The 24,722-nt window shown below is 47.7% G+C and carries 24 protein-coding genes; 15 read left to right on the top strand and 9 right to left on the bottom strand.

The annotated features are described in order from the left end of the window. Positions 1 to 84 precede the first annotated feature (84 nt). Both MLAB_RS05540 and MLAB_RS05535 read right to left on the bottom strand, forming a co-directional pair. The gene (locus MLAB_RS05540) at positions 85 to 636 is read right to left on the bottom strand and encodes a flavodoxin family protein (protein WP_052288989.1); all 552 of its coding nucleotides are present in this window, start codon (positions 634 to 636) and stop codon (positions 85 to 87) included. A 77-nt stretch (positions 637 to 713) separates the two neighbouring features. Then, positions 714 to 1,547 carry a class I SAM-dependent methyltransferase gene (locus MLAB_RS05535; RefSeq protein WP_011833417.1) on the bottom strand — a complete coding sequence of 278 codons (834 nt, stop codon included), beginning with the start codon at positions 1,545 to 1,547 and terminating at the stop codon, positions 714 to 716. 464 nt (positions 1,548 to 2,011) lie between these two features. On the opposite strand from MLAB_RS05535, the gene MLAB_RS05530 reads away from it, so the two are divergent. Genes MLAB_RS05530 through MLAB_RS05505 form a run of 6 tightly spaced genes read left to right on the top strand, consistent with a single transcriptional unit; the run spans position 2,012 to position 7,879 of the window. Next, the gene (locus MLAB_RS05530; RefSeq protein ID WP_187146101.1) at positions 2,012 to 2,944 is read left to right on the top strand and encodes an ABC transporter substrate-binding protein; all 933 of its coding nucleotides are present in this window, start codon (positions 2,012 to 2,014) and stop codon (positions 2,942 to 2,944) included. 1 nt (position 2,945) lies between these two features. Beyond that, the gene (locus MLAB_RS05525; protein WP_011833415.1) at positions 2,946 to 3,950 is read left to right on the top strand and encodes a FecCD family ABC transporter permease; all 1,005 of its coding nucleotides are present in this window, start codon (positions 2,946 to 2,948) and stop codon (positions 3,948 to 3,950) included. Continuing rightward, positions 3,947 to 4,729: an ABC transporter ATP-binding protein gene (locus MLAB_RS05520; RefSeq protein WP_011833414.1), complete on the top strand. Its 783-nt coding sequence runs from the start codon at positions 3,947 to 3,949 to the stop codon at positions 4,727 to 4,729. The genes MLAB_RS05525 and MLAB_RS05520 overlap by 4 nt, the downstream gene beginning before the upstream one ends. 10 nt (positions 4,730 to 4,739) lie before the next feature. Beyond that, positions 4,740 to 5,486, top strand: coding sequence for a nucleotide-binding protein (locus MLAB_RS05515; protein ID WP_011833413.1), 747 nt, complete (start codon positions 4,740 to 4,742; stop codon positions 5,484 to 5,486). Between the two features lie 2 nt (positions 5,487 to 5,488). After that, entirely contained in the window at positions 5,489 to 6,715 is a 1,227-nt protein-coding gene (locus MLAB_RS05510; RefSeq protein WP_011833412.1) for a nitrogenase component 1, read from the top strand. After that, on the top strand, positions 6,716 to 7,879 hold the full coding sequence (locus tag MLAB_RS05505) for a nitrogenase component 1 (RefSeq protein WP_011833411.1): 1,164 nt from the start codon (positions 6,716 to 6,718) through the stop codon (positions 7,877 to 7,879). 103 nt (positions 7,880 to 7,982) lie between these two features. Here the strand turns inward: MLAB_RS05505 and MLAB_RS05500 are convergent, their stop codons facing one another. Beyond that, positions 7,983 to 9,323, bottom strand: a complete 1,341-nt coding sequence (locus MLAB_RS05500; protein WP_011833410.1) for an aspartate aminotransferase family protein — start codon at positions 9,321 to 9,323, stop codon at positions 7,983 to 7,985. A 321-nt stretch (positions 9,324 to 9,644) separates the two neighbouring features. Then, positions 9,645 to 11,096 carry an aminotransferase class I/II-fold pyridoxal phosphate-dependent enzyme gene (locus tag MLAB_RS05495; RefSeq protein ID WP_011833409.1) on the bottom strand — a complete coding sequence of 484 codons (1,452 nt, stop codon included), beginning with the start codon at positions 11,094 to 11,096 and terminating at the stop codon, positions 9,645 to 9,647. Positions 11,097 to 11,933: 837 nt separating this feature from the next. Between MLAB_RS05495 and MLAB_RS09705 the strand changes: the two genes are divergently transcribed. Next, positions 11,934 to 12,416: an SHOCT domain-containing protein gene (locus MLAB_RS09705; RefSeq protein ID WP_222702362.1), complete on the top strand. Its 483-nt coding sequence runs from the start codon at positions 11,934 to 11,936 to the stop codon at positions 12,414 to 12,416. 388 nt (positions 12,417 to 12,804) lie between these two features. Here the strand turns inward: MLAB_RS09705 and MLAB_RS05480 are convergent, their stop codons facing one another. The 3 genes from MLAB_RS05480 to MLAB_RS05465 form a co-directional block, all read right to left on the bottom strand. Continuing rightward, entirely contained in the window at positions 12,805 to 13,296 is a 492-nt protein-coding gene (locus MLAB_RS05480; protein WP_048062060.1) for a hypothetical protein, read from the bottom strand. Positions 13,297 to 13,877: 581 nt separating this feature from the next. Next, positions 13,878 to 14,327, bottom strand: a complete 450-nt coding sequence (locus tag MLAB_RS05470) for a GxxExxY protein (protein ID WP_011833405.1) — start codon at positions 14,325 to 14,327, stop codon at positions 13,878 to 13,880. 287 nt (positions 14,328 to 14,614) lie between these two features. Next, positions 14,615 to 14,869 carry a hypothetical protein gene (locus MLAB_RS05465; protein ID WP_048062059.1) on the bottom strand — a complete coding sequence of 85 codons (255 nt, stop codon included), beginning with the start codon at positions 14,867 to 14,869 and terminating at the stop codon, positions 14,615 to 14,617. 629 nt (positions 14,870 to 15,498) lie between these two features. Here MLAB_RS05465 and MLAB_RS05460 point away from each other — a divergent pair. The 8 genes from MLAB_RS05460 (at position 15,499) to wtpA (ending at position 22,822) form a co-directional block, all read left to right on the top strand. Next, a complete protein-coding gene (locus MLAB_RS05460) occupies positions 15,499 to 16,539 on the top strand; it encodes a radical SAM protein (RefSeq protein ID WP_048062058.1) in 1,041 nt (346 codons plus the stop codon). 85 nt (positions 16,540 to 16,624) lie between these two features. Beyond that, the gene (locus MLAB_RS05455) at positions 16,625 to 16,897 is read left to right on the top strand and encodes an ACT domain-containing protein (protein ID WP_011833403.1); all 273 of its coding nucleotides are present in this window, start codon (positions 16,625 to 16,627) and stop codon (positions 16,895 to 16,897) included. 9 nt (positions 16,898 to 16,906) lie between these two features. Beyond that, on the top strand, positions 16,907 to 18,271 hold the full coding sequence (locus MLAB_RS05450) for a PFL family protein (protein WP_011833402.1): 1,365 nt from the start codon (positions 16,907 to 16,909) through the stop codon (positions 18,269 to 18,271). Between the two features lie 233 nt (positions 18,272 to 18,504). After that, positions 18,505 to 19,269 carry a hypothetical protein gene (locus MLAB_RS05445; protein WP_011833401.1) on the top strand — a complete coding sequence of 255 codons (765 nt, stop codon included), beginning with the start codon at positions 18,505 to 18,507 and terminating at the stop codon, positions 19,267 to 19,269. 1 nt (position 19,270) lies between these two features. Then, entirely contained in the window at positions 19,271 to 20,455 is a 1,185-nt protein-coding gene (locus tag MLAB_RS05440; RefSeq protein ID WP_011833400.1) for a metallophosphoesterase family protein, read from the top strand. Further along, positions 20,452 to 21,294, top strand: coding sequence for a hypothetical protein (locus tag MLAB_RS05435; protein ID WP_011833399.1), 843 nt, complete (start codon positions 20,452 to 20,454; stop codon positions 21,292 to 21,294). The genes MLAB_RS05440 and MLAB_RS05435 overlap by 4 nt, the downstream gene beginning before the upstream one ends. Further along, the gene (locus MLAB_RS05430; RefSeq protein ID WP_011833398.1) at positions 21,291 to 21,839 is read left to right on the top strand and encodes a molybdopterin-dependent oxidoreductase; all 549 of its coding nucleotides are present in this window, start codon (positions 21,291 to 21,293) and stop codon (positions 21,837 to 21,839) included. Before MLAB_RS05435 ends, MLAB_RS05430 begins: the two co-directional genes overlap by 4 nt. Then, complete coding sequence (gene wtpA, locus MLAB_RS05425; protein ID WP_011833397.1) at positions 21,836 to 22,822, top strand: tungstate ABC transporter substrate-binding protein WtpA; 987 nt, start codon at positions 21,836 to 21,838, stop codon at positions 22,820 to 22,822. Before MLAB_RS05430 ends, wtpA begins: the two co-directional genes overlap by 4 nt. Here wtpA and MLAB_RS05420 read toward each other — a convergent pair. Beyond that, positions 22,804 to 23,811, bottom strand: a complete 1,008-nt coding sequence (locus tag MLAB_RS05420) for an ABC transporter ATP-binding protein (RefSeq protein WP_011833396.1) — start codon at positions 23,809 to 23,811, stop codon at positions 22,804 to 22,806. The genes wtpA and MLAB_RS05420 overlap by 19 nt on opposite strands. Further along, positions 23,798 to 24,607 (bottom strand): ABC transporter permease, encoded by an 810-nt coding sequence (locus MLAB_RS05415; RefSeq protein ID WP_011833395.1) that lies wholly within the window; start codon positions 24,605 to 24,607, stop codon positions 23,798 to 23,800. Before MLAB_RS05415 ends, MLAB_RS05420 begins: the two co-directional genes overlap by 14 nt. Positions 24,608 to 24,722: the final 115 nt, after the last annotated feature.

The following is a 24,722-nucleotide window of genomic DNA, read 5'->3' as shown; positions in this document are numbered from 1 at the left end:
TTGGGAGAAACGCACAGCGTATCTTACAAGACCTAATTTGGTCGATGGAAAGCGTCTCGTTTCGTGAAAAAAAGGAGGTGCTCCTTATTCAGCGAGTTTTTCACCAAACGCTCGTGCCCGTGCCAATTGTGCTTCCGTGACCTCGTCTGCGTTGTGGAGCCCGCCGAAAAATTCCGGTTTCAGGATATCTGCACCGCAGCTGACAAACGCTTTGGTCAGATGTTCGGCTGCAATCGGATAATGCGTTTCGTCGGCAAAACCCTGCGTAATAAGTGCAGCAGCCTTCTTTCCTTTCTTAAGTTTGGAACCGGCGGGACCGAGGAATCCATACATCCGGTCAACAAAGCATTTGCTTTGTCCGGTTATATCTCCGAAATAAATCGGGGATCCAAGCAGGATCACATCCGCCTCGTTGAGTTTGGCGTAAAGGTCAGACATGTCGTCCTTTAAGCAGCAGAACTTGGTCTGGTCTTTTTTGCATTCATTACAACCCAGACATCCTTTGATGTTCAGCTTTGCAATGTTGACATACTCAACTGCAGCTCCTTTTTCCATCGCAGCTTCGAGAGCTGCTTCGATCAGTTTTTTCGTACTGCTCTTTGGAGCAGCAGACCCGCATAACCCGATGATTTTCATATATCTATACATTATCCGAAGTGCTATAAGGTATTTCTGTTCTCCCTACTTTAAGTAAATGAAAGAGAATTTTCAGTTTATTTTTCCCACCTGATGTGGGCAAGGTATGAGGTACTTGGAACACGTATCCCGGCATCCGTCGTCTCGTATTTATTATCCAGATCAGCGTTCACGATATCCTTCTGCCAGGGTTCCTTAGCCTCCAAACGACCGTAATAATCCTCCTGCATATCCAAAACCGTGGAATAGAGATGTCCGTTGGTTTTTGTTTTCAGATCGATATTTGCATAGACCCCAAGCTGATTCAACGCATTCCAGAGAACGGATGCATTCGGGGCACTGTAATACGGTTTTCCATGCAGGCTCTGCCAGAGATCCTCATGTCCCCACGACGAGGATTTGGAGGTCAGATACCAGTAGATATGAACGCCTTTCTTTGCAGTTCCGTCCATCATGAGCATATTTTCCCGCAGATTCCCAAACATGAGCGATCTAGATGCGATAACGTAATCGTGGAGGCCTGCTTCCTGGGGCGTTACGTTTTCCCATCGTTTGCGGATCTCGGAAATGTGCGGAGCCTGCATATGCTGCCGATACTCTTCCATTGCCTTACCCATGGGAACAGACGGTTCGATTGTGGTGACCTGACATCCGGCACAGGCAAGAGGGACGGCGAGTGTTCCGGGTCCGGCGCCTATATCGAGGACGGTTGAACCCGGAGGGATATGCATCGATGCGATATTATCCTCGATGCGGCCGCCTTTTTTATTGAGAAGATGTTTGACGAATCGATCAACATTCTCCTGATTCGACCAGAAACTGTCTTCCGTATCTCCGGAGCTGAGTTTTCCTTCGAGGGCGAGGGCATAGGTTTCATCCCAAAGTTGACAGTAGTCAGGTAATTCCATCATATAGGATATACTTTACATTCGTGAATTATAACCTGCTACTAATTATTATTTTGATTTATGACTCTGACAAAATTTCTCTGAATCTGTCATTGGAGAAGAAAGCAGGAATTCAGTCAACTCAGCACACATGTACCAAAAAAATACACCCATAAGTATAACATAACAAAATATTATTAGAATTGTTATCACACAATTTAATTTTAATGGGCGGCATAGTAATAATAAATAGTGTTTTATTAATACTTAATGCATCCAATAATGTTTTTGATAATATTATGCCGCATAAAAAAAATGTTTATCTACCACTGATAATAGTAGTAATTATCGCAATATGCGCAATTGCCGGATGTATTGGAACAAGCCAACCAACCATTGGCCCTGGAACAACGTTTACTGATCTTGCAGGAAACAACGTCACCCTCCCTTCATCAGTTGATCGTGTGATTATCACTTCCATGTCGCCGATGGTACCCATATACGTTTACTACATGGATGGAACCGACAAACTGGTTGGTGCAAACTCGGCAGGTATTACCTACGCAAAATCAGGAGTTATGTCAACAATTTATCCGGAACTTGACTCTGTTGAAACCGGATTTGTTCAGGGAACTGTTATCAACATCGAAGAAATTCTCCGGCTTGATCCCGATGTAGTAATCTACACCGGATCACGTCAGGATGAATATGCCCTTCTCACAGATGCGAATCTTACTGCGGTCGGATTCACCACCTCACTTGGCGCCACTGGTTACAACGTATTTACCCAACTCGATCTCTGGCTCAATCAATTAGGTAAAATCGTTGGAGATACTGACAAAGCCGATGATCTTATTGCTTATAACAGTGAAGTCCAGAAAAAAGTCGCTGAAAAAATCAACACAGTAACCGATGACGAAAAGCCGCGGGCATTAATTATCTTTACCTACAAAGAGGGAACGTTACAGGTGGCAGGAAGCGGACACTATTCTGAATACTGGTTGAATGCAACCGGAGCAGAAAACGTTGCTGCCGAACTTTCCGGACTCAAACCAGTTGACATGGAACAAATCATTGCATGGGACCCTGAAATTATCTACTTTGCCAACTCCCAGAATGCTCTGCCGTCCGACCTCTACAACAATACCATCCCGGGTTACGACTGGAGTCAGGTAACTGCAGTGAAAAACAAACAGGTATACATCTTCCCCTATGCAACCTACATGTCCTATGCACCATCTCTCGAAGATGGACTTGTCCTTCAGTGGATGGCACAGATCAACCATCCTGACCTGTTCAAAGATCTTGACATGGAAGAAGAAACCTCATACTTCTTCAAAGAATTTTTCAATTATACTGCAACAGATGAAGACATCAAAGGATTCCTGAATCCCGAATACATTGCAGTAAGACTCCACTAAGATGAAAACAGTCTCAAAAAAATCATTTTTTATTTTTCTATTTTTTCTTCCGATAGCAGTCGCTTGTCTTGCTCTCTGCATTGGAAGATACTGGATCAACCCCATTGATGTCTATGGAGCATTTTTGGCATTTTTTGGATATCCCGTTGAAACGACCATCCAGTCAGTTGTTATCAACCTTCGGCTTCCGCGAATCCTTCTCGCTCTCTTTGTAGGAGCAGGACTTGCCGTTGCCGGAGCAGCGTTTCAGTCAACATTTTCAAACCCATTGGCCTCACCGGACATCATCGGTGTTTCGTCGGGAGCTGCCTTTGGCGCAGCACTTGGTCTTTTGCTCTTTGAAAATATGTTCATCGTTCAGATTCTTGCAATCATTTTTGGTCTTGCGGCGATTGGAATTACCTTTACGTTAAGTAAAGCGGCTAAAACTGATTCGATCCTCATGATAGTGCTTGCCGGAATCATTGTCTCCGGATTTTTTACAGCGATGATTTCATTGGTAAAATATACCGCCGACCCTCTGCTGAAACTTCCTGAAATTACTTTTTGGCTCATGGGCAGTTTGGCAGGGGCGAATTATGAAAAAATTCTGATTGCAGCACCGCTGTTACTCCTTGGTATCATCATTATCTGGATAATGAAATGGCGTTTAAACATCCTTGCGTTAAGTGAGGAGGAAATCCAATCATGTGGAATCAATCCAAAACGTACCCGGTGGACAATTATCATAGCTGCAACATTGATTGTCGCAGCGACAGTATCACTTTGCGGACAAATTGGGTGGGTTGGATTAGTAATACCTCATGTTGCCCGAATGCTGGTTGGGTCAGATAATCGTTATGTTATTCCAGCAAGCATCAGCATTGGAGCCTGCTATCTTCTGATAATCGATACACTCTGCAGAACACTATCGCCCTCGGAAATCCCGTTATCTATTATGACGGCGTTGATTGGAGCTCCATTATTTGCATATCTCTTTCTTAAAAAAGCGAGGTCATGGCTATGAAACTAACTATTCAAAATGGCGGCTTTGGTTATCATGATGAGTATTTATTTAAAAACATTAATTTCACGGTGAATGACCAAGAGGTCTTCGCAATTCTCGGACCAAACGGCATTGGAAAAACAACGTTACTGAAATGTATCATGAATATGCTTCCTTGGAAACAAGGAAATGCATATCTGGATAAAACCGACATTTCAACACTGCCTTCCAAAGAATTCTGGAAGCAGGTATCTTATGTTCCTCAGGCAAAATCATCGGCATTCAATTATCTTGTTCGTGACATGATTATGCTTGGACGAAGTGCCCATCTTCCTATTTTCAAAGAACCAGGGGATGCCGACATGGAAATAACCGAACGTGCCATGGAGACTCTTGGAATATCACATTTAGCGAACCGATCCTGTAGAACTCTTTCGGGGGGTGAGATGCAACTGGTTTTAATTGCCCGGGCACTTGCCACTGAGCCGAAAATATTGATTATGGACGAACCGGAATCAAATCTGGATTATCACAACCAGCTCATGGTCCTTGAGAAAATACATGAGCTTTCAAAATCGATCTCCTGTATCATCAATACTCATTACCCGGAACATGCTTTGCGTATTTCTGACAAAGCATTGATGTTTCTCGGGAATGGAGAGAGCATCTGCGGCAATACTCCTGAGATAATTACAGAGCAACATCTTCGCGATGCATTTCGGGTGAATGTGATGATTGGAAATGTCTCTGACGGAACAAAAACCCACCAATACATATTACCAATATCCATTAGAAAATAAGGAGCTATGAATGAAAAAAATTGCATTTTATGGTAAAGGCGGAATCGGAAAATCAACCTGTGTCTCAAATATTTCTATGGCTCTCGCCGAGCAGGGATTCACGGTCATGCAGATCGGCTGCGATCCGAAAGCAGATTCAACGAGAAATCTAACTCACGGAGATTTGATCCCATCTGTTCTCTCAGTAATAAGGGAGAAAAAGAATGATATTTGTTTGGAAGATATCGTTTCCTGTGGATCAGGTGGAGTATTGTGTGTAGAGGCGGGGGGGCCAAAACCCGGGTCAGGTTGTGCAGGTCGCGGCATTATTACTGCTTTTGAACAATTGGAGGAGCTTGGAGCTTATACTACCTATCATCCAGATATTATTCTCTATGATGTTTTAGGAGATGTGGTCTGTGGAGGATTTGCCCTGCCGATACGCCAAGGATATGCCGATGAGATCTGTATTGTGACATCCGGCGAGATGATGTCCTTGTATGCCGCGGATAACATCTCTCAGGCGGTGAATAATTATTCAAAGCGTGGATATGCGGCATTGAAGGGACTCATCTACAATGCAAAAAATATTGAAAATGAAGATGAGATTGTGGAAAAAGCGGCTGCAGAAATGAATACAAAGGTGTTGTCCAGGATTAACCGTGACCCGATTGTCCAAAAGGCTGAAAATGCTGGTATGACTGTTGTGGAATATGCACCGAATTCATCTCAAGCAGATTTGTATAGAAAACTAGCAGGAATTTTACTTGAGGATTAACTATGAATAAACTCTGTTTCTGCTCAACAACCTATGGAGGGTATGGGATCGTAAGGGTCGGTTCGTTAATTCCGGAAAGTTATCTATTGTTTGTCTGCCCGCCCTCATGCGGGCGGCACACATCCATCAATGCAATTCAGCAGAAGTATAAAAACAGGATCAGTTATCTTTTCTTTGATGAGCATGAACTTGCTCTTGGCATGGTCGAAGATGAGCTCTGTAATGCTATCGATGAACTCCTGCCTCAGATACAACGCCCGAAAGTATTTTTGGTATATATCTGCTGTGTTCTTTATTTAGCAGGATTTGATGAACAAAGCACAATTGATGAACTTAAAAAGCGAAATCCCGACATTGTATTTCAAATTTGTCTGATGAATCCGGTGTCTGCAGATACGAAACGGCCCCCTGGACTGACTATGCAGGAGAGAATGTATGCATTACTGGATTTCTCTTCATCACAACTGAACACGCTCAATTTTATTGGGAATAATGTGCCGATCAATTCCAACAGCGAAATTTATGAGGTACTGAACAAATGTGGGGTTACAGAGACATTGCATGTATCTGATCAACCCTCATTTGAAGAGTTTAAACGAATGGGGCGATCAAAATGGAATCTGGTGGTTCGTCCCGAAGCAATTCTTGCAGCGAAAAGTCTAAGTTCCCGAATGGATTTTCGCTTTGTTCCGGTCTCTTATGATATTATTCAGATTAGAGAACAGTATGAAGAGATATTTTCGATGCTTTCTGCACGATGCTATCTCGAAGCATATGAAAAGCGTGTGCAGGAAGCTATCAATAAAGCAAAAGATGCAGTGGGAAAAAAGCCGATCGCCGTCGGAGCATCTGCGGTATGCAGACCATTTAGTCTTGCCCGGTCATTGATAAATTACGGCTTTGTTGTTACTGACATTTTCGGAAAAGACGTTGTGCCCTTTGAACGCGAAGCATATGAGTGGATACGAACGAATGCTCCAAAAATTGTTATCCACGATACGAAAGATCCTGCAATGATAAATAACATTGGAAAATGCGGCATTGCAGAAATTGCTGTAGGATATGATGCAGGATATTTCTCTGGTGCTGAAAGTGTGGTAGATCTGCTTGGTGATGAAGGGATGTTTGGCTACTATGGGATAGAACTATTGATGAATCTTTTAATTGAGAGTGTATCTCATCCAAAGGATCTGCGCAAAATGATCGAAGCATATGGACTGGTGGCATAAATGAGCAATCTGTTTGTGCACCTGCCGTCATTTGCAACGGATTACTCCGGCGCCGCTTCGGTATTTTATAATATGGGCGGACTTGTTGTGATCCATGAACCATCAGGATGTATGGGTAATTTTACCGGATTTGACGAACCCCGCTGGTACCATGCTCCAGAGATGGTATTTAGTTCATTTATCCGTGAGGAAGAGGCAACGATGGGTGATGAGTCGATTCTTCTCAATAAAATTCTTCAGGAATGCGCAAGTCATCATCCCAAATTTGTTGCGATTCTTGGAACACCAGTCCCTGCATTAATCGGTTGCGATATCTCGGGAATTGCAACTGAGGTTTTTGATACTACCAAAATCCCCGCATTTGGGCTGAATACTACTGGATTTCAGTATTATGATGATGGTATCAAAAAAGCTCTCCTGATGATCGAAGAGCAGTTAATGAAGGACTCAGAAGTAAAAGAGCCAAAAACAGTAAATATCCTTGGATACACGCCCATAGATTTTTTCCTTTCAGGTGACGATAGGAGGTTAGCATCATTTGTAGAGTCGTGCGGATTTCGGATTTTATGTTCTCTCCCCGGAGATGAGCTGGAGACGATTATCAAAGCACCCAATGCAGAAAAAAATATTGTGGTGTCCGCGGCAGCAATTCCTCTTGCAGAAAAAATGAGGGAAAAATATGGCATTCCATTCTGCGCAATGCTTCCGGGAACGACGAACGGCAAAGAGAGAATGCAGGCATTTTTACAGGATTATACGCCGCAACTTCCCGCATCTTGCGTTTGTTCCGGAAAAGCTCTTGTAATTGGGGAACAGATTTCTGCGAACACTATACGTGATTTCCTGATTGAAGACCTGAATTATTCTAACGTGAATGTCGCCACGTTCTTTGCATTTTCTCGTACTATCGCACGTGAAGGAGACATCAAACTTTCAAATGAAGGACATCTCCAAAAACTTATCGAAGAAGGGTGTTACGATATCATTGTTGGTGATCCGCTGTTTGAACGGTTTACGAACCGGCAACAGATTTTTGTTTCACTTCCACATCCGGCAGTAAGCAGTAAATTACATTGGCAATCGTATGTTTCTCTTCTCAGCAACGATTTTTCAAAATATCTTTATGAAAAAATCAATCGCAAATATCCTGTAACATTACAGTAGAGCAGAGAATGATAATATTAGATCGAGTGATGCGCTGAAAATAAATCTTCAAAATATCACAGCGCATTACACAACATTTTTCAAAAAAAATATGCCTGAATATTCAGGCAAATAATTTGGTATTATCCTGTTCGTCGCCGGTTGTCTGGGAAGCAACCGTTGCTGTAATCACCTGGGTGATTGCGCTGCGAACGATCTCAAGACCCTGCATCAGCGTAGCATCATCGGTCGTTAATGCCGGCATCAGCTTTACAACCGAGTCCTCTCTGCCCGAGAGCTCGAGAATGAGCCGGTTCTCAAAGCACAGCTGTCTGATCTGGTGGGCAGTTCCCGCCGGATATGCCCCGCAGTCGATACCCCACATCAGTCCAAGACCGCGGAAGGTCAGACCCGGATCGATGAGCGGCAGGTTTGCAGCCAGATAGTCCTGGACGATCTTGCCTTTCCGTACGGTTTCGTCAAGGACATTCTCCTTAAGCATGAACTCGAGGGCCGCCTTTCCCGCAACGAACGAGAGCTGGAAGCCTCTGAACGTTCCGTTGTGTTCGCCGGGTGCAAGAACATCGTATTCCGGCTTCACGAGAGCGATCGAGCACGGCATACCGATACCGCCGATGGATTTTGCCATGACGACGATATCGGGAGAGATGCCGCCGCGTTCGAACGAGAAGAACGTTCCCGTTCTGCCGCATCCGGTCTGGATCTCGTCAAGAATCAGCAGCATATCATGTTTATCGCACAGGGCACGGATGTCTCTGAGCCACTGATCGGGTACGATATTGATACCGCCTTCTCCCTGGACCGATTCGACAATAATAGCTGCCGGTTTGTCGACACCGCTGTGATCATCGCTGAGAATCATATCGATGTACTCGATCGTGTCCAGATTCTTCATCATCGACGGATGAGGAACATGCGTTGCATTGCCGAGAGTCACACCACAGGCTTCCCGTGCAGATCTCTCCGTCGTCAGGGCAAGGGCTCCAAGAGTCATACCATGGAACCCGCCCATCAATGCCAATATGTTGGATCTGCCTTTCGCCTTGCGGGCGATTTTCAGCGCAGCTTCAACAGCGTTGGTTCCGGTCGGTCCAGGAAACAGGATCTTATAATTGAGACCACGGGGGGCCAGAACATATTTCTGCATGAACTGAATGAACTCGCCCTTGGCAATGGAATACATATCCAGCCCATGGACTAATCCGTCATTCTGCAGATACTCGATTACTTTCCCCTTGATATAGTCATTATTATGACCGTAATTACAGCTGCCCGCCCCGCAAAGGAAATCGATATACTCGATTCCATTCTGATCAATCAGTAAAGAGCCTTTAGCTTTTGAGAAAATTACCGGATACTTCCGACAATACGACCGCACGTTACTTTCGAATTCTTCGAATACGGCTGTTTCCATCAAGACGTCATTTGTGTTTTCAAGACCCATAGACCACACTCCTTTTTTTAGATAGTATGAATGTACAGGAAATCTAGCCCCGCACACCGGGCGGCTCTGAGATTACTAAACTTAGTTGCCCCCCCCTAGGCTTAAAGGTGTCCCTCGGAAAAGAATGGCTTAGGGCCTGATTTATGGACTTTGGGACGATATACACAGAGTTCAAAAAACCCCCTGCATGCCCGGATTTTCCATTCATGACACGGGGGGGGTTGAATAGTTTTCGGTAACCTGGGGGAGGGGGGTTTTGTAAAAATTCAGGGGCGCATTCACGCGCACGCCAAGAGAAAAAAGTGCAGGGCCAACGGCCGCTCACGAAGTTTTGCGGCCGACGATGATTTCACCCTGATCGTTGATGCCGATGACCTTTTCACCGGCGTCTCTCAGCCGTTTAATGTACTGAATCACTTCCTCGGTGAGTTCTTCGCCCGGGCAGATGAAGGGGATTCCCGGCGGGTAGGGAATGATCGATGAAGCACAGATCCTGCCGGCACCTTCAAGCAGCGGGATGCGTTCTTTGTCCTGCGGGACGGGGAATAGCCGGAGTTTTTCTTTGAGAACGGCAGTGACGGAGGATTTTGCAGGCGAGGGGGCTGCAGCACCGCAGCATTCGCTGATCTCTTTCAAGGCTTCGAGAAGCCGTTTACTGTCGTCGAGGGAATTCCCGATCCCCGTCATACACATGAGGATCGGACCGGTGGTAAGTTCTGCGAAAATCCCCCTTTCCATTAAGAGTTCTTCGAGCCAGGCCCCGTCGATGCCGACGGCACTCATGTCGAGATTGATTTTTGTTATATCCATCCTGATGCCGGCTTCGGTATCCAGAGGGCTGCCGATAACGCGAAGGCCTTTGATTTTCGGTGCTTCCAAATAGAAATGCATGAGGCTCTCATGCCACTCGGCCATGAGGGTCGTCTGGTGTTCTTTCAGGATCGCGGCGTTTATGTCGAGCGAGCCCATGAGAAGATACGAGGGGCTGGTGGATTCCATCATCTGGAGTTTGTCTTCAAGGACGTAATGATCGACCCGTTCGGAGTTGAGATTGAGCACAGCGCTTTGGGTAAAGGAGGCGAGGGTCTTGTGGATCGAGTTGATGACGATGTCGGCTCCCTGCTCTTCGGCGGATTCGGGCATGTCGGCAAAGCCGACGTTACGGAAGAATTTGAGATGGGCACCGTGTGCCTGGTCGACGATAAGGATCTTGCCTCGTTTGTGAACGACTTCGGAGATTGCCCGGATGTCGGAGCATATCCCGTAATAATTCGGGGAAGGAAGTATTACTGCCTCGGCTTCGGGGTTTTCTGCCAGACACCGTTCGATCTCGTTTGCCGTGATGCCGCCGGAGATGCCGTATTCATCGATGATTTCCGGGTAGGCATAGACCGGCTGGATGTCGGCAAGAACGAGGGAGTTGAATATCGCCTTATGGGAGTTTCTGGCCATGACGAGTTTTTTGCCTTTGGGAACCGAGGCCATGATAGCTGCTATGACGCCGCAGCTTGTACCGTTGATGAGGAGATACGAGCGTTGTACATCGTAGAGCCGGGCATATTCCTCCTGAGCGGCTTTGAGGATTCCTTCTGTCTGGAAGAGATTGTCGGCACCTGGGATCTCGGTGATGTCACAGTCCATCATTTTCCGGAGAAAATCATCGTACCCAAACCGCCGGTAAATCGCGGAGCCTTTGTGCCCCGGCATATGAAAAGAGACCGTTTTTTTCTCTGCATGTTCCGTCAAAAAAGTAATGATCGATGGTGTACTCATGATATTTCCTTGCGGTACAACGTACACCGGCTGGTGAATTATATTTTTTGGGATGCGGGCCGGTCTCAGCAGAGCAAATCTTTAGATTTGAGATTGCGGGTTGGCGACGAAGTCGACGACCTCAGCCGAGCAAGGCTTTGCCTTGCGATTCGGCCCGTGGTGGAGAATCCTATTTGCTGAGGCCACGATCTGTTTCCAGATAGTTCGTCAGGAGTGGAGGATACAATTCAAGAAGGAGTTGGTTGTGTGTGGAAGCATGAGATAGCCCGCCGAGAATCTCCGCGAATTAACGCGAATTAACACGAATCGCATTTTTCTTGCGCCGTCGTGCTCTGCTTCGGCTTATCGCCTGCGCAGGAATCGCATGCCGTCTGGAAAAGTCCACGAGCTGAAAGCTCGTGAGACGTCTCAAGAGCCTTTGGCTCTTGGACAAATGCTAGGGAAAAACCGGCGTGCCGGTTTTTCTTATCTTATTTTGCATTCCTCTTTTTTGAATAGGGGTGCGGGTGGTGGCAGCGGGTCGGAGATGCAGTTGACGACCAAAGCTTGAGCAAATCTTTGATTTGCGATCCGGCGTGGAGCGGTCCGCGGGAGGAAGATCTTATTTTTGTGGCAAGGGATTGGAGAGTAGGGAGGATAGACTCAAGAAATAGTGGGGGCAATAACAAATATAATTAACTACGTTTTCTATCTGTCTCAAAACAGTCCACATATTTTTCATGTTTTCCGCCATATTTCCGTGAATTTTGTTAGATGAGTGGGAACACCTTGAAATACAATAAATCACATATGAATTGTCTGTCACAAGACAAAAAAATAGAAAATGAGGTAATAATTATGAGTGAATTGATTTATGATATTGATGGAAACATGGGTAAAATTCTGAAAGTTTATGAAAACAGATGTTTAATTTCAGCCAAACCAGGTGTTAAAGGAGCATTGTTTGGTAGTTTGCTCAATGGAGATAAGGAATATTATTACTCTGATATTACATCAGTGCAATTCAAAAATCTTGGAGCAACCACGGGATTTTTACAATTCGAGTATGCTGGTTCTCACAGCAAAAACAATTTTATCAACGAGAATAGTTTCACATTTGCGGCAACAGTCGGAACATCTAAGAATAAACAATTAAAAGAGCAGATGCCCGTAGTATATGAATATATTCAAGACAGAGTTAGAGCATATAAAGAGGGAAAGAACAACACAGTTAGTACTTTATCGGTAGCAGATGAGCTGAAAAAGTTTAAAGAATTGTTAGATTGTGGTGTTATCTCCCAAGAAGAATTTGATACAAAGAAAAAACAGTTGTTGGGATAATAATCATATATTGATACAGACATTTAGGATGCAGATGCTTTTCATTCTATCTGTAAATCCATTTTTATTCAGATTTTTTTAATATGTGTGTTTGATGTCATTTTCGTAAATCTCCCGTATTTACGTTGAACATTGTGATTATTCTCACACACTGGTTCCCTTCAGAAACTTACACAATTTTAATACTCTGCTTTGTCGATGCTACGCCAAAAAAGAACCCCGTATGGGGAAGCCCCCCGCACGGAAATATCATGATATCCACAAGGGAGAGTCATCTCTGCCCCACAAGAATCCCCTCGACGAGTTTCCCAAAAAGCATAATGAGAAACCCGAGGAACACAAGGATCAGCTTCCTAAGCCGGCGGGAGATCTGCATCTCCGCCTCCCGTTAGTTCAGGGCCGGCTTTGTGTCTGCCCAGGCGTCAACCGCTGCAAGGGTGGCGTCATCGGCATAGCCGGAGACGGTCATGGAGTCCCGGTTGAGGCTGATCTGGAAGGTGTCGGTCCCAAGCTTCGCGGAAATGCGGACGTTCCACGTTGCTTCGGTACCGATCTCGGAGGTCTCTGCCGTGCCGCCGTTCCCGAATGCGGCCTTGAGATCCTCACTGCCGGTGAGGGCGGTGATTGCCGCGGCATACTCGGCCCGGGTATATGCCGTGACCTGAACCTTGCCGTTCATCTCGGAAGTGTTCGGGTCGAAGTAGCCGACATAGGTCTTGTAGGTCTGCTTCCCGAGTTCGACTTCGGCAAGGCCGAGGGGGTTATCCACGCCGGTAATTTCTGCGACGATCGCATCATACGCGGCGGCGTTCGTAAACTCTGCGGTGAAGGTCCGCTTTGCGGACTTCGAGATTGCTGTCTGAATGAAATCTGCTGTCATATCGTATCGCGCTGAGGGGGCCGAAGGCAACCGAAGCGATGAGCAAATCTTTGATTTGCGAGCGGGCAACCCCATAAGGGGCGGCCTCAGCCAAGCAAATCTCTGATTTGCGACATGCTGCGGGAGCCAAAGGCGACCAAAGCTATCCTATTTTTATCGAAGCCGGCACACTGCTCGAAGGCGTCCGCTCTGTATATAGTATCGTTATCGTATGGTATTTCGATATTTGGCGGGAGTTCTTCGGCGGTGTGCCGACCTCTACTACTATATTGGACGGGAAACGGGATATAACGCGGGGGAAATGTCTTGATTTCTCTGTATTTTTTATGGCGGGTCGGACGCTGAAAGCGTACGACATCAGCTGAGCAAGTCTTCAGACTTGCGAGTCAAATCTTCGATTTCGTGTGTGGGATATCTTTAGACACATGAAAAAAACCAACCGCGAATCGGCGCGAATCCCGCCCTTCGGGCTCCCAGAATCGGATTTGCTTATCCTCACTCTCGCAATCCAGCTACGCTGTCTTGCTCGTCCCTTCATCGGGACCGTTCGGGCAAATCCTTTCGCCGCCCCGGCGGCTCCTTTAGACAGTGTTTGGGATGTTTTCATTTTTCAGATATTTTTCATCGGTATAGACAAATCTCTTCCACTCAAGTTTCCCCCTCTTGCCGAAATTGAACAATATACCCGCTTTGATACCTGTTGCTTTCAGATAATGGAGGAGCTGAGCGGAATCCGCATCGGTGAGTTTGGTCACTGCTTTGAGTTCGAGGATGATTTGCCCATAGCAGATGATGTCGGTTTTGTAGGTGCTTGGAAGCTTTTCACCCTTATAGTAGACATCCAGCGGTTTTTCCATTTCGGCAGGAATGTCGTTATCTCGGAATTCTAGCATCAAAGCATCACGATAGATCGCTTCGAGAAATCCGCTGCCCAGAGAATTATACACACGAAAAGCACATCCAACGATCTTTCGAACCTCGGAAAAATAGAGAAGATCCTTTTCTTCGATCTGTATATTATCACCAGACATAATGATTTTTCATTCTTTTTCGAATGATGATATAATTTATCCAAAGGAGGCGCCGGGGCGCCGACAGGATTTGCCCGAACGTTCCCGATGAGGGATGAGCAAGAGCAAATCCGATTCTGAGAGCCCGAAGGGCTCAGATTCGCGCCGATTCGCGGTTGGTTTTTCTCATAAAACCGCATCCTCCCGTACATGAAACCGAAGCCTTACTCGCAAATCAGAGATTTGCTCGGCTACGGTCGTCCGCTTTCAGCGTCCGACCCGCACGCAAAAAAGAAAGAATAGGGATTCTACTCCCTCTTCCGCTCGCAAACCTTCGGTTTGCTCGGATAAGGCCGCCCCTTTGGGGCATCCCGCCGGATAAACCGCGGCATCACCCCCCTCTGCCCCTTCGCCGAAAGTCCGTGCCGCTTCAAAGCCGTCTCCACACACTGCCGCGAACATCCCGCCCGAAGCGACAGATCCCGGACACTCAACCCCTCATCCACCAGCTCCTTGAGTTTCGTTCTATCAAGTAATTCAGCAAAATCGTAACAGTGCTTCATCGGTTCGTTCCTCCCTCTTCGGCAGTATTCTTCACGACTGCACCTCAATCACAGACTTCTCCGAAACTAGCTTATCCGAAACATACCTCGACAACTCCGGTTCCGGGAGGCGGAGGGGCCCAGATCCCCCGGGAAGCGGTCGGTTTATTATGACTGGGTGCCCAAGCAGTGGTATGTTGAATCAGAATAAGGTGTGTTGGGGTCTGCCGAATTAGACATCAACGTGAGATGATATAAACCCCAGAGCGCGCGGTGAGATAATGCCCCGGGATATGGGTAAAATGGGGTGGTCGGTGAGTGAGGATGGGGTGAAGAGGATGCAAAAAATGAGGTTGGGGGGGGCGTGAGAGAGGGGAGAAGAGGAAATTTTTCTACCTGAGGACATCAAGTGTACTGTCCCGATCCATGCAATCCTATTCTTTCCAAATCGTCGTCCCGCCCACTCAAGCAGAAAAACCAACCTAACCAAAACACAGACTCACCGAATTTCATATCCCCAAATCTGAAGTTTTTTGCATCACTTATGTCCCCACCCACTCATTGAGCATCACGATTTACCACCTAGAGTTGGCATTATCGCACCGCGCGGTTGGGGGTTTATATGTCCCTATTCCGATACTTACATGGAAATGTCGGAACTCACGCGAAAGATCGAACTGGCAACCAGCTCGCAATTTTTTGATCAGACTGGGCGAAACGAAGGAAAAACCCATCAATGCACTCCGATGCGTATCCTTCTCGAAGGTACCTGTTCTTTTGACTGTGCCTACTGCCAGGTCTGCACGAAAAGGACCGGCATCCACTTCACCCCCGATGAACTTGCCCACGGATTTCTTGAACTTCACCGTCAGGGAAAAGTCGGCGGTCTATTATTAAGTACCGGAATCCCACGCGGGGATGTTGACCTCGGCATGGAAAAACTCACCGAAACGGCAAAAATCATCCGTAGTTCGGGATACAATGGCTATCTGCATCTCAAAGTACTTCCCGGGGCAAGCCGTACCGACATCGTTGAGATGGCGAAATATGCCACCCGGCTCAGCATCAATCTCGAAGCACCCGGTTCTTCTTATCTTTCAGAACTTGCTACCGTCAAAGATTATTCCTCTGACCTCCTGACCCGGCACAGATGGCTTGCCGAAATAATGCCTGGTAAACACTCTACCCAGTTTGTTCTCGGGGCCGCCGGGGAAACCGATGCCGATCTCTTCCAGACGGTCATGACCAGTTATGAAAAGTACAACCCTGCAAGGATCTACTACTCTGCATTTTACGCAGTAAACGGGACGCCTCTGGAAAATCATGAAAACACAGCTCTCTGGCGGGCAAACAGATGGTATCAGGTCGACGCTCTTCTCCGACTCTACGGGTACGACAGAGCCGAAACCTCTCCCGTCTTCGATGAACACGGGATGCTCATGAATACTGATCCGAAAATACTTCTCGCGAGAAATCTTCCCGAAGTGGATCCGGCAACCGCCGGATATGTCGAACTGCTCCGTGTGCCTGGAATCGGGCCTGTGTCTGCTGCTTCCATTCTCAAAACCCGCGATTTTCGAAATGTCAAAAATCCGGATATTCTCCGCGAATGCGGCGTCATCATGAAACGGGCGATGCCGTATCTCTCGCTTGGCCGCACCAAACAAACCACTTTTGCCTCATGGTACTGATCCAAGCCCCGCAACAAACAAAGCTATTTGTCAATACACGGCGAATAACTTAGTAACTTTTTGAATAACTCATAAGGAGAAAAGTATGAACAAAACCATCATCACCGTCGTTGGAAAGGATGCGGTCGGCATCATCGCAAAAGTATGTACCTATTTATCGAATAATCATATCAATGTCGAAGATATATCGCAGACAATCGTTCAGGGATACTTCAATATGATGATGATCGTCGACACCAGCAGCTCTGCGGTGCCGTTCGGCGATATGGCCCGCGATCTTGAACAGATCGGTCAGGAGATCGGTGTCCACATCAGATGTCAGCGCGAAGAGATATTCGAGAAGATGCACCGCATCTAAGGGGCATCCATGATCAATATCTTCGAGGTAAACGAGACCAATAAAATGATCGAGCAGGAGATGCTCGATGTCAGAACGATCACGCTCGGTATCAGCCTTCTCGACTGCTGCGATACGGATCTTGACAAGCTCAACACGCGGATCTATGAGAAGATCACCCGCGTGGCGAAAAATCTGGTCGCTGTTGGGAAAGAAATAGAGCGGGAATATGGTATCCCGATCGTCAATAAACGCATATCCGTCACGCCGATCGCTCTTGTAGGGGGTCAGGCATGCAGTTCTCCAGAGGACTTTGTCACCATTGCCAAGACTCTTGATCGTGCCGCAAAAGAAGTCGGCGTCAATTTCCTCGGCGGCTACTCGGCCCTGGTGTCCAAAGGAATGACCAAAGCCGAACGGGATCTTATCCTTTCCATACCCCAGGCACTTGCCTGCACTGAGAGGATCTGCAGCTCAGTCAATATCGGTTCCACCAGGACCGGGATCAATATGGATGCGGTCAAGCTGATGGGCGAGATCGTTCTCTCGACCGCAGAAGCAACGAAGGATCAGAACTCTCTAGGCTGTGCGAAACTGGTCGTCTTCTGCAATGCTCCTGACGACAATCCGTTCATGGCCGGCGCTTTTCACGGCGTGACCGAAGGAGATGCGGTCATCAATGTCGGTGTCAGCGGTCCCGGTGTTGTGAAACACGCTCTCGAAGCGGTTCGCGGTAAAAATTTCGAGGTACTCTGCGAGACCGTTAAGAAAACCGCGTTCAAGGTCACCCGCATGGGTCAGCTCGTAGCGCTCGAGGCATCGGAGAGACTGGGGATTCCGTTTGGTATCGTTGATCTCTCCCTTGCACCGACCCCCTCGGTCGGCGACAGTGTTGCCGAGATTCTGGAAGAGATGGGTCTTGAATCCGTCGGTGCTCCGGGTACGACGGCTGCCCTCGCTCTTCTTAACGATCAGGTCAAGAAAGGCGGTGTGATGGCCAGTTCCTTTGTCGGCGGATTATCCGGTGCATTCATCCCAGTGAGCGAGGATCAGGGTATGATCGATGCGGTGAACAGAGGGGCTCTCACGCTTGAAAAACTCGAAGCGATGACTTCGGTCTGTTCGGTCGGTCTTGACATGATCGCCATCCCTGGAAACACTCCTGCAACGACGATCGCCGGAATCATCGCAGACGAAGCGGCGATCGGTATGATCAACCAGAAGACAACCGCTGTTCGGCTTATCCCCGTGATCGGCAAAGATATCGGCGACACCGTCGAGTTCGGCGGTCTTCTCGGTTATGCTCCAGTCCAGCCTGTGAACAAATTCTCCTGTGCGAATTTCATCAACCGCGGCGGTCGGATTCCCGCACCGATCCACAGTTTCAAAAACTGATTGGATCCTCTTTTTCTTACATCACATTTACTGACAATATGCTTACTATGTGAGTCATTTTTCCCATTCGGGCTAAGGCCAAGTTATTTGATTTTCAATGGACAAAAGGAAATATTAACTAATTAACATATCCAAAATATATATGTTCAAACTATTCATATTGGTCGTTTGTCAATGGGTTTTTGTATCCTCTGCATTCTGTCATGGTGGTTTGGGTTTTGGAGATTAGTTAAATGAATGTGTTAAATTGTACGTGCAGAATCCTTTTCGCGATATTGGTGATCTGCATATTTACCGGCACTGTTGGTGCGGCAACAACAGAAATCACAATTGAAAAATACACGGCAGACGGCAGTCTTCTCAACACGACTACCGTCGATTATCAATGGATGGAGGCAAATCTCCCTGTTGTTGGTGATGGCAATACTCATTATTACCTGCAGGGCCCTGTATTTGAGGGAGATATCTGGGATCCTACAGAGTCGGTGAATATCAAAGACATGGGTGCTCTCAAAGGGACGTCGGTCAAAGACCTCTGTGATATGGTCGGAGGAGCATCTGCGGGAGATACTATTACTTTTATCGCCTCGGACGGCCTCAAGAAGACCTTCCCGCAGAAGTACATCTACAGTCCGGCTCCGGCTATGGGTATTATTTTCCTTTCCTGGTACAGTAAAGACGAAGGATACGTCCCGGAATATTATACCGGTATGCGGCTTATGTTCACCGGGGACACCAGTCTGAACCCCCAGGGATATCATGTCTTTGGTGTTGCCGATGAAAAAGCGACGATGGATGAACAGGACTGGTATTACTATTCGGGCAAGTATCCAACGACAACGGGCCTGTCAGTACAGAACGTTGAGACGATCTCTATTATTTCTTCCGTGCCGGCAACGACGCAGCCGACGACTACTGCGACCCAGTCTCCATCTTTTGGTGTTGTGATCTGCGTCTTTGGTATTTTAGGAGCTGTTCTCCTCTTCAGGAAAGTATAATATGAAACGGATTGGTATCTTCATTCTGATTCTCCTCCTTCTGGTTCCTGCGGTCTCTGCCGCGGAACTTCCGAGATGGGGGCCGTACATCACTTCACTGGACGAGGATACCGTAACGATTCATTACTGCCTGTATGAAAATGCGTCCGGCGCAGCGGAGATTACTCAGGGAAACATGATCTCCCTCTTCACATCAGATTCGGCGGCGTTCCATCATTTACAGATTAATAATCTGACCCCTGATACAACCTACTCGTACAGGATTCTTGTGAACGGCACTTGGTCAGATACCTATTCGTTTCGAACGTTCGGTGTAGAAAACTACACCTTTGTGGTGTCAGGGGATACCCGAAGCGAGCCGCCGTTCACCCAGATCGAACGTCACGGTGTTGTAGCCTCCGCGATCCTCGAAGAGAACCCCTTGTTTGTAGTACATCTTGGGGACTTCTCCGGCGAAGCGAACGATCCAGAGGAGTGGGACCAGTTTTTTTCTGCGGGACACGATCTGTATGCAAATACGATCATCATCCCGGTCCAGGGAAATCATGATTACTCTCCACTCTATACCGAGATATTCGCTATGCCTGACTGGTATGCGTTTTCAGCTGGCTCTCTGCAATTCCTTGTCTTAAATACGAACGGCTGGACCCAGACCAGATTCGATGATCAGACTGCCTGGCTCTCAGAAAAAGTTGCGGAGAAAGGCGTGAAAATAGTTTTCTTCCATCATCCATTCTACACAACGGATCAGAAACGCACCGGGCTGACCCTTGATCAGATTCCAATCTGGCAGGAGATCTTTGAGACAGGGGGTGTCTCTGCGGTCTACTCAGCCCATATGCATGCATATGAGCGGTATGTATCCAATGGGGTCACGTACGTAACGAATGGTGCCGGAGGTGCGCCGCTTTATGCTCCGTCTGTGGATCCAGCAGATGAACTTGTGACCGCAATTTACCACACGCTTGGATACGTCCGTGTTGATGTAACGGGATCTGAGTTCACGTCTACCTTTTTCAAGGTCGCTGAGGCGTCCGATGATAACAGCGTCTTGAAAAAAATCTACCCAAGTGGAACGGTCGGCGACCAGTTTGGAACTGGTACTTCGGCATCTTCGCCTTTTGGAAACTGTGCTCTTCTTGGTCTTCTATGCGGAGCCGTCTATTTTATTCGGAGAAATCCATGAAAATCAGAATAATTCTACTAACCCTGTTTGTTGTCTTCTGTCTCGTATCAGTTGCATCGGCAGGTCCTTCGGGTGCCACTACCGAGCTGCACCTGCTTCGTATCGCAGAGAACGGGAGCGTTCTTGAGGAACAAACCGTTGATTACCAATGGATGGAAGCAAATCTTCCGGTCCAGGGAGACGGTATCACACATTATTATCATCAGGGTCCGGTGTTTACCGAGGATCTTGAAGGGCGCTGGGATGTGAATGAGACCAGCAACTACAAGGATCGGGGAGCGGTGAAAGGCACGGATGTTAAGGATCTCTGCGACCTCATCGGAGGTATGACCAAGGGTGATGATGTGATGATTGTCGCGGTTGACGGATATCATGTCGAGTATGGGTACTCAACGATCTATGAACCGCCTGCACGCCAGGGCCCGGCTACCGTTTGCTGGTATGTAGGTGAAGATGTATCGGGCGTAGGCGAACGCCAGGGTGTCGGGTATCCGGGCCAAGACGGCTATTTCTTAGGTATGCGTCTCGTCTTCCTTGCCGACAATTCCGTGAATCCCGAAGGCCTTCATGTTTTTGGCAACAATGATATGCGTGAGACCCTGCCGGAAAAATCGGTCTACTTCTATGAAGGCCTTTACCCCTCGACCAGCGGGCTTACGGTAAAATGGGTCAGCGAGATCCGGATCTATGAAGGGGGATACACTGGAGAGACCGGAGTTCTGGCAAAGTCGATGACGACCCAAACACCGGTTCCAACCACTCCTGCCTCGTCTCCGATCTTGTTTGGATCAATACTTGCCGGTCTTTTCGGAGCCGTTCTTCTTTGGAGGCGGGCATGAAACAGATTCTTGTGATTATCGCGATCATTGCCTGCATCTGCGCAGCCGGGTGCGTGAGTAATCCGTATGATGATATCGACTGGCCGTTGACGCTTGTAGGTGCAGACGGTACTGAAAAGGTTATGTCCGTTTCCGAGATTGCTGCTCTTCCCTCGGTAAGCGGGCACGGATATGCTGTTTCAACGGTAGGTATCAAGTACGGCCCCTACAACATTACCGGTGTACCTCTGATCGAACTGCTTGATCAGGTTGGAGGCGTACATGAAGGCCAGACCGTCCATGTCTCTGCAGCGGACGGTTATCTCTGGGTATTCTCGTACGAACAGCTTTTAGGCGAGGATCTTCTCTGTCTGGATGCAAACCTGAAGGAGATGAAGACTCCGGTAACCATGACCCCGATTCTGATGTATGCCGCAGATGGCGCTCCATATCCATACGATGACGGCGGCCCTCTTCGGGTGGCGACAATGACGGCTGAACCTGATGTAATTACGGAAGGCAGTCTCTGGGTAAAATGGGTTGACAGGATCGAGGTCCATGGATGAAAAAAGCATGTCTGGTGCTGGTATTCCTGATCATTCTGTTTGTTGTCAGTTCCGGCTGCGTCTCTGACGAAAAAACCGTAGTGAAAGTGGTCCCCGCCGGAAGCCTGCTTCTCCCCCTTGCAGAGATCGAGCAGGAGTATGAGGCTCTTCACCCTGATATAGATATTCAGATCGAGGGTCACGGGAGTATTCAGGCAATTCGTCAGGTTACGGATCTTCATCGACCGATCGATCTGATCGTCGTGGCTGATGAATCATTAATTCCCGACATGATGTACCGCGAAGGACCGAACGGAGAAAACTATACCGACTGGTACACGCCGTTTGCACGAAACGAGATGGTTCTTGCTTTCACGAATGAAAGCGCCTATGCGGATGAAATCACCACAGACAACTGGTATCAAATACTCTCCCGTGACGATGTAAGAATCGGCTTCTCGAATCCTACGCTCGATGCTGCCGGTTATAGGACATTTCTGGTAATGATGCTTGCTGAAGAGCAGCTGAATGCTCCTGGTTTGTTCAACACGGTGATCGGCGATAGTTTCGATCCGGACCTGGTCGTGAATAAAACCGCTGACGGTATGTCGGTCAATCTGCCGGTCCTTCTACAGCCTGAGGAGAACAGTAAAGTCTCGATCAGGGATGCGAGCATGTTCCTTCTGAGTCTTCTTGAATCGGGAGGAATCGATTATGCATTCGATTACAAAAGTGTGGCGATTGGCCAGGGTCTGCGGTACGTGGAACTCCAGCCGGAAGTAAATCTGGGCGAGGAGTCGTATGCGTCTGTATATGATCACGCGACCGTGTATCTTGGTTTCCAGAGATTTGCCACGATTGGAAACGAACGTATCGGCATGCCTATTGTGTATGCAGCGACGATTCCTTCGGATGCGCCGGAACGTGAAGAGGCGGAGAAGTTTCTGACATTTATGCTTGAGGCATTTGCCGAAGGCGGCGTCGGTTATCCGGCTCCGCTTTGAAAATCCATTATCTTTCCACTATTTTTCAGACCAAGCTGATGAACCACAGACAGCGGGATCTCTACGAAAATCTGTGACCCTGTCCGATATTCGCCCTCATGTTTTCCATATGCCGCCGTCAAAATCCCGCTTTCCGTATCGATTCGTGAGATCCTGAGTGCTCCGATTATCTCTGTAGAGAGAATCGTGCCATGCAGGCCTGATCCGGATTCTTTCGGATGAAGAATCAAATCCTCGCTTCGTACGCAGACTCTTTCATCAAGACCGATGCTTTTTCCGTCAAAGATGTTCTCGAATCCGAGGAATCGTGCGGTAGCTTCATCTCCCGGATGCATAAAAACCTCCTCTGAGGTTCCTGTCTGGATTACCTGTCCGTCTCTGATCAAGGCGATCCGCGTTCCAAGAGACCGCGCCTCCTCAAGCGAGTGTGTTACCTGAATGATGGTCAGACCATTTTTATGCAGTTTTTTCATATCTGCGATGCAGCCTTGCCGAGTCTCATTATCAAGAGCTGCATACGGTTCATCAAGCAAAAGTATCGACGGTTTCACCGCAAGGGCACGGCAAAGTGCTGCCCGTTGTGCTTCGCCTCCCGAAAGAGTCATCGGCCGCCGACTTAGCAGATGACCGATCCCAAAAGAGTCGGCAAGCTCTCTGCATCGTTTTATCTGTTCATCATGGGGGATATGCTGTCTCTGCATTCCGTAACAGATGTTTTCCCTCACAGTCATGTGGGGAAAGAGGGCATAATCCTGATAGACTATGCCGATACCCCGTTTCTCTGGAGGGATGTTTTTCATATCAACCCCGTCGATGCGAATAACTCCCGAGTCTGGTTCATGCAGACCTGCAATCAGTTCCAGAATGATCGTCTTACCGGCTCCGGATGGTCCCATTATCGCCAGAAATTCCCCCTTATCGATTTTCAGCGAGCAGTTCTTCAGGGAAAAATCTCCAAGAGAGAGAGAAACATTATCAAACTCTATCATACTTCCCTCCTATCCGTCCGGCAGCGAAACGCAGTATGCCGAAGATCAGCAGGCAGGCCACGATCATCGTGAACGCAACGGCGCTGCTTTCTTTCAGACCGCCGGTCATAAACCGGTTGTAGATAAGTGTCGAGATCACCATCGGATAATATGCTATCATAATTACTGCGGAGAACTCGCTGATACTGCGTCCCCAGGCAAGAACCGAGCCGCTGGAGATATGCCTCAGTGTCATCGGGAGGGTCACGGTACGGAAAACGGTGAATGGTGAGGCCCCAAGTGTTCGTGCTGCATTTTCCAGATGGACCGGTACCATCGCAAAGCCTTCCTGAACAGTATTCACGTAAAAGGGTGTTGCAACAAACAGCATCGCAACGACGATTCCCGGGAATGCATCCTGAAATGCTATCCCGACGGAGGAAAGGGGTGCACCAATCCACCCGTTTGGCATAAAAAGGAGATACACGAGGATTCCTGCAATCGTGTGGGGAAGCATTACCGGGAGATCGATAATTGTGCCGATGAGCTTTGCAGTTCTCGTCGTGGATCGTGCCAGAAGATACGCGAGCGGCGTTCCAACGATCATCAGGATGATCACAGCACACAACCCTGCGAAAAAGGTCAGAAGAATCGTGCCCACGACCTCGGACTCGGTTGCGACCAGCCATAAAAATGCAGGATCCGAAAGTTGACCGAGAGTTATATTGAGTAAGGCAAGCAGGATCAGACCAACGGGCAGTGCCCCAAGAAGAGCACAGCAGAAAAGAAACATGTTCATCCGCAGCTTTTTTGCCATTATAGTATCTGTTGGCTGTCGGATATGTTAAAACATAGAGTGGATGATCCGGGAATCATCTTGTGGTCATGTCCTGAACCTGCGGTTCTCTGCTCCTTTGAAGGAGAGTCCAAAG

The sequence above is a fragment of the Methanocorpusculum labreanum Z genome (genome assembly GCF_000015765.1).
Lineage (GTDB): Archaea > Halobacteriota > Methanomicrobia > Methanomicrobiales > Methanocorpusculaceae > Methanocorpusculum > Methanocorpusculum labreanum.
This window is presented reverse-complemented; position numbering and strand designations above follow the sequence as displayed.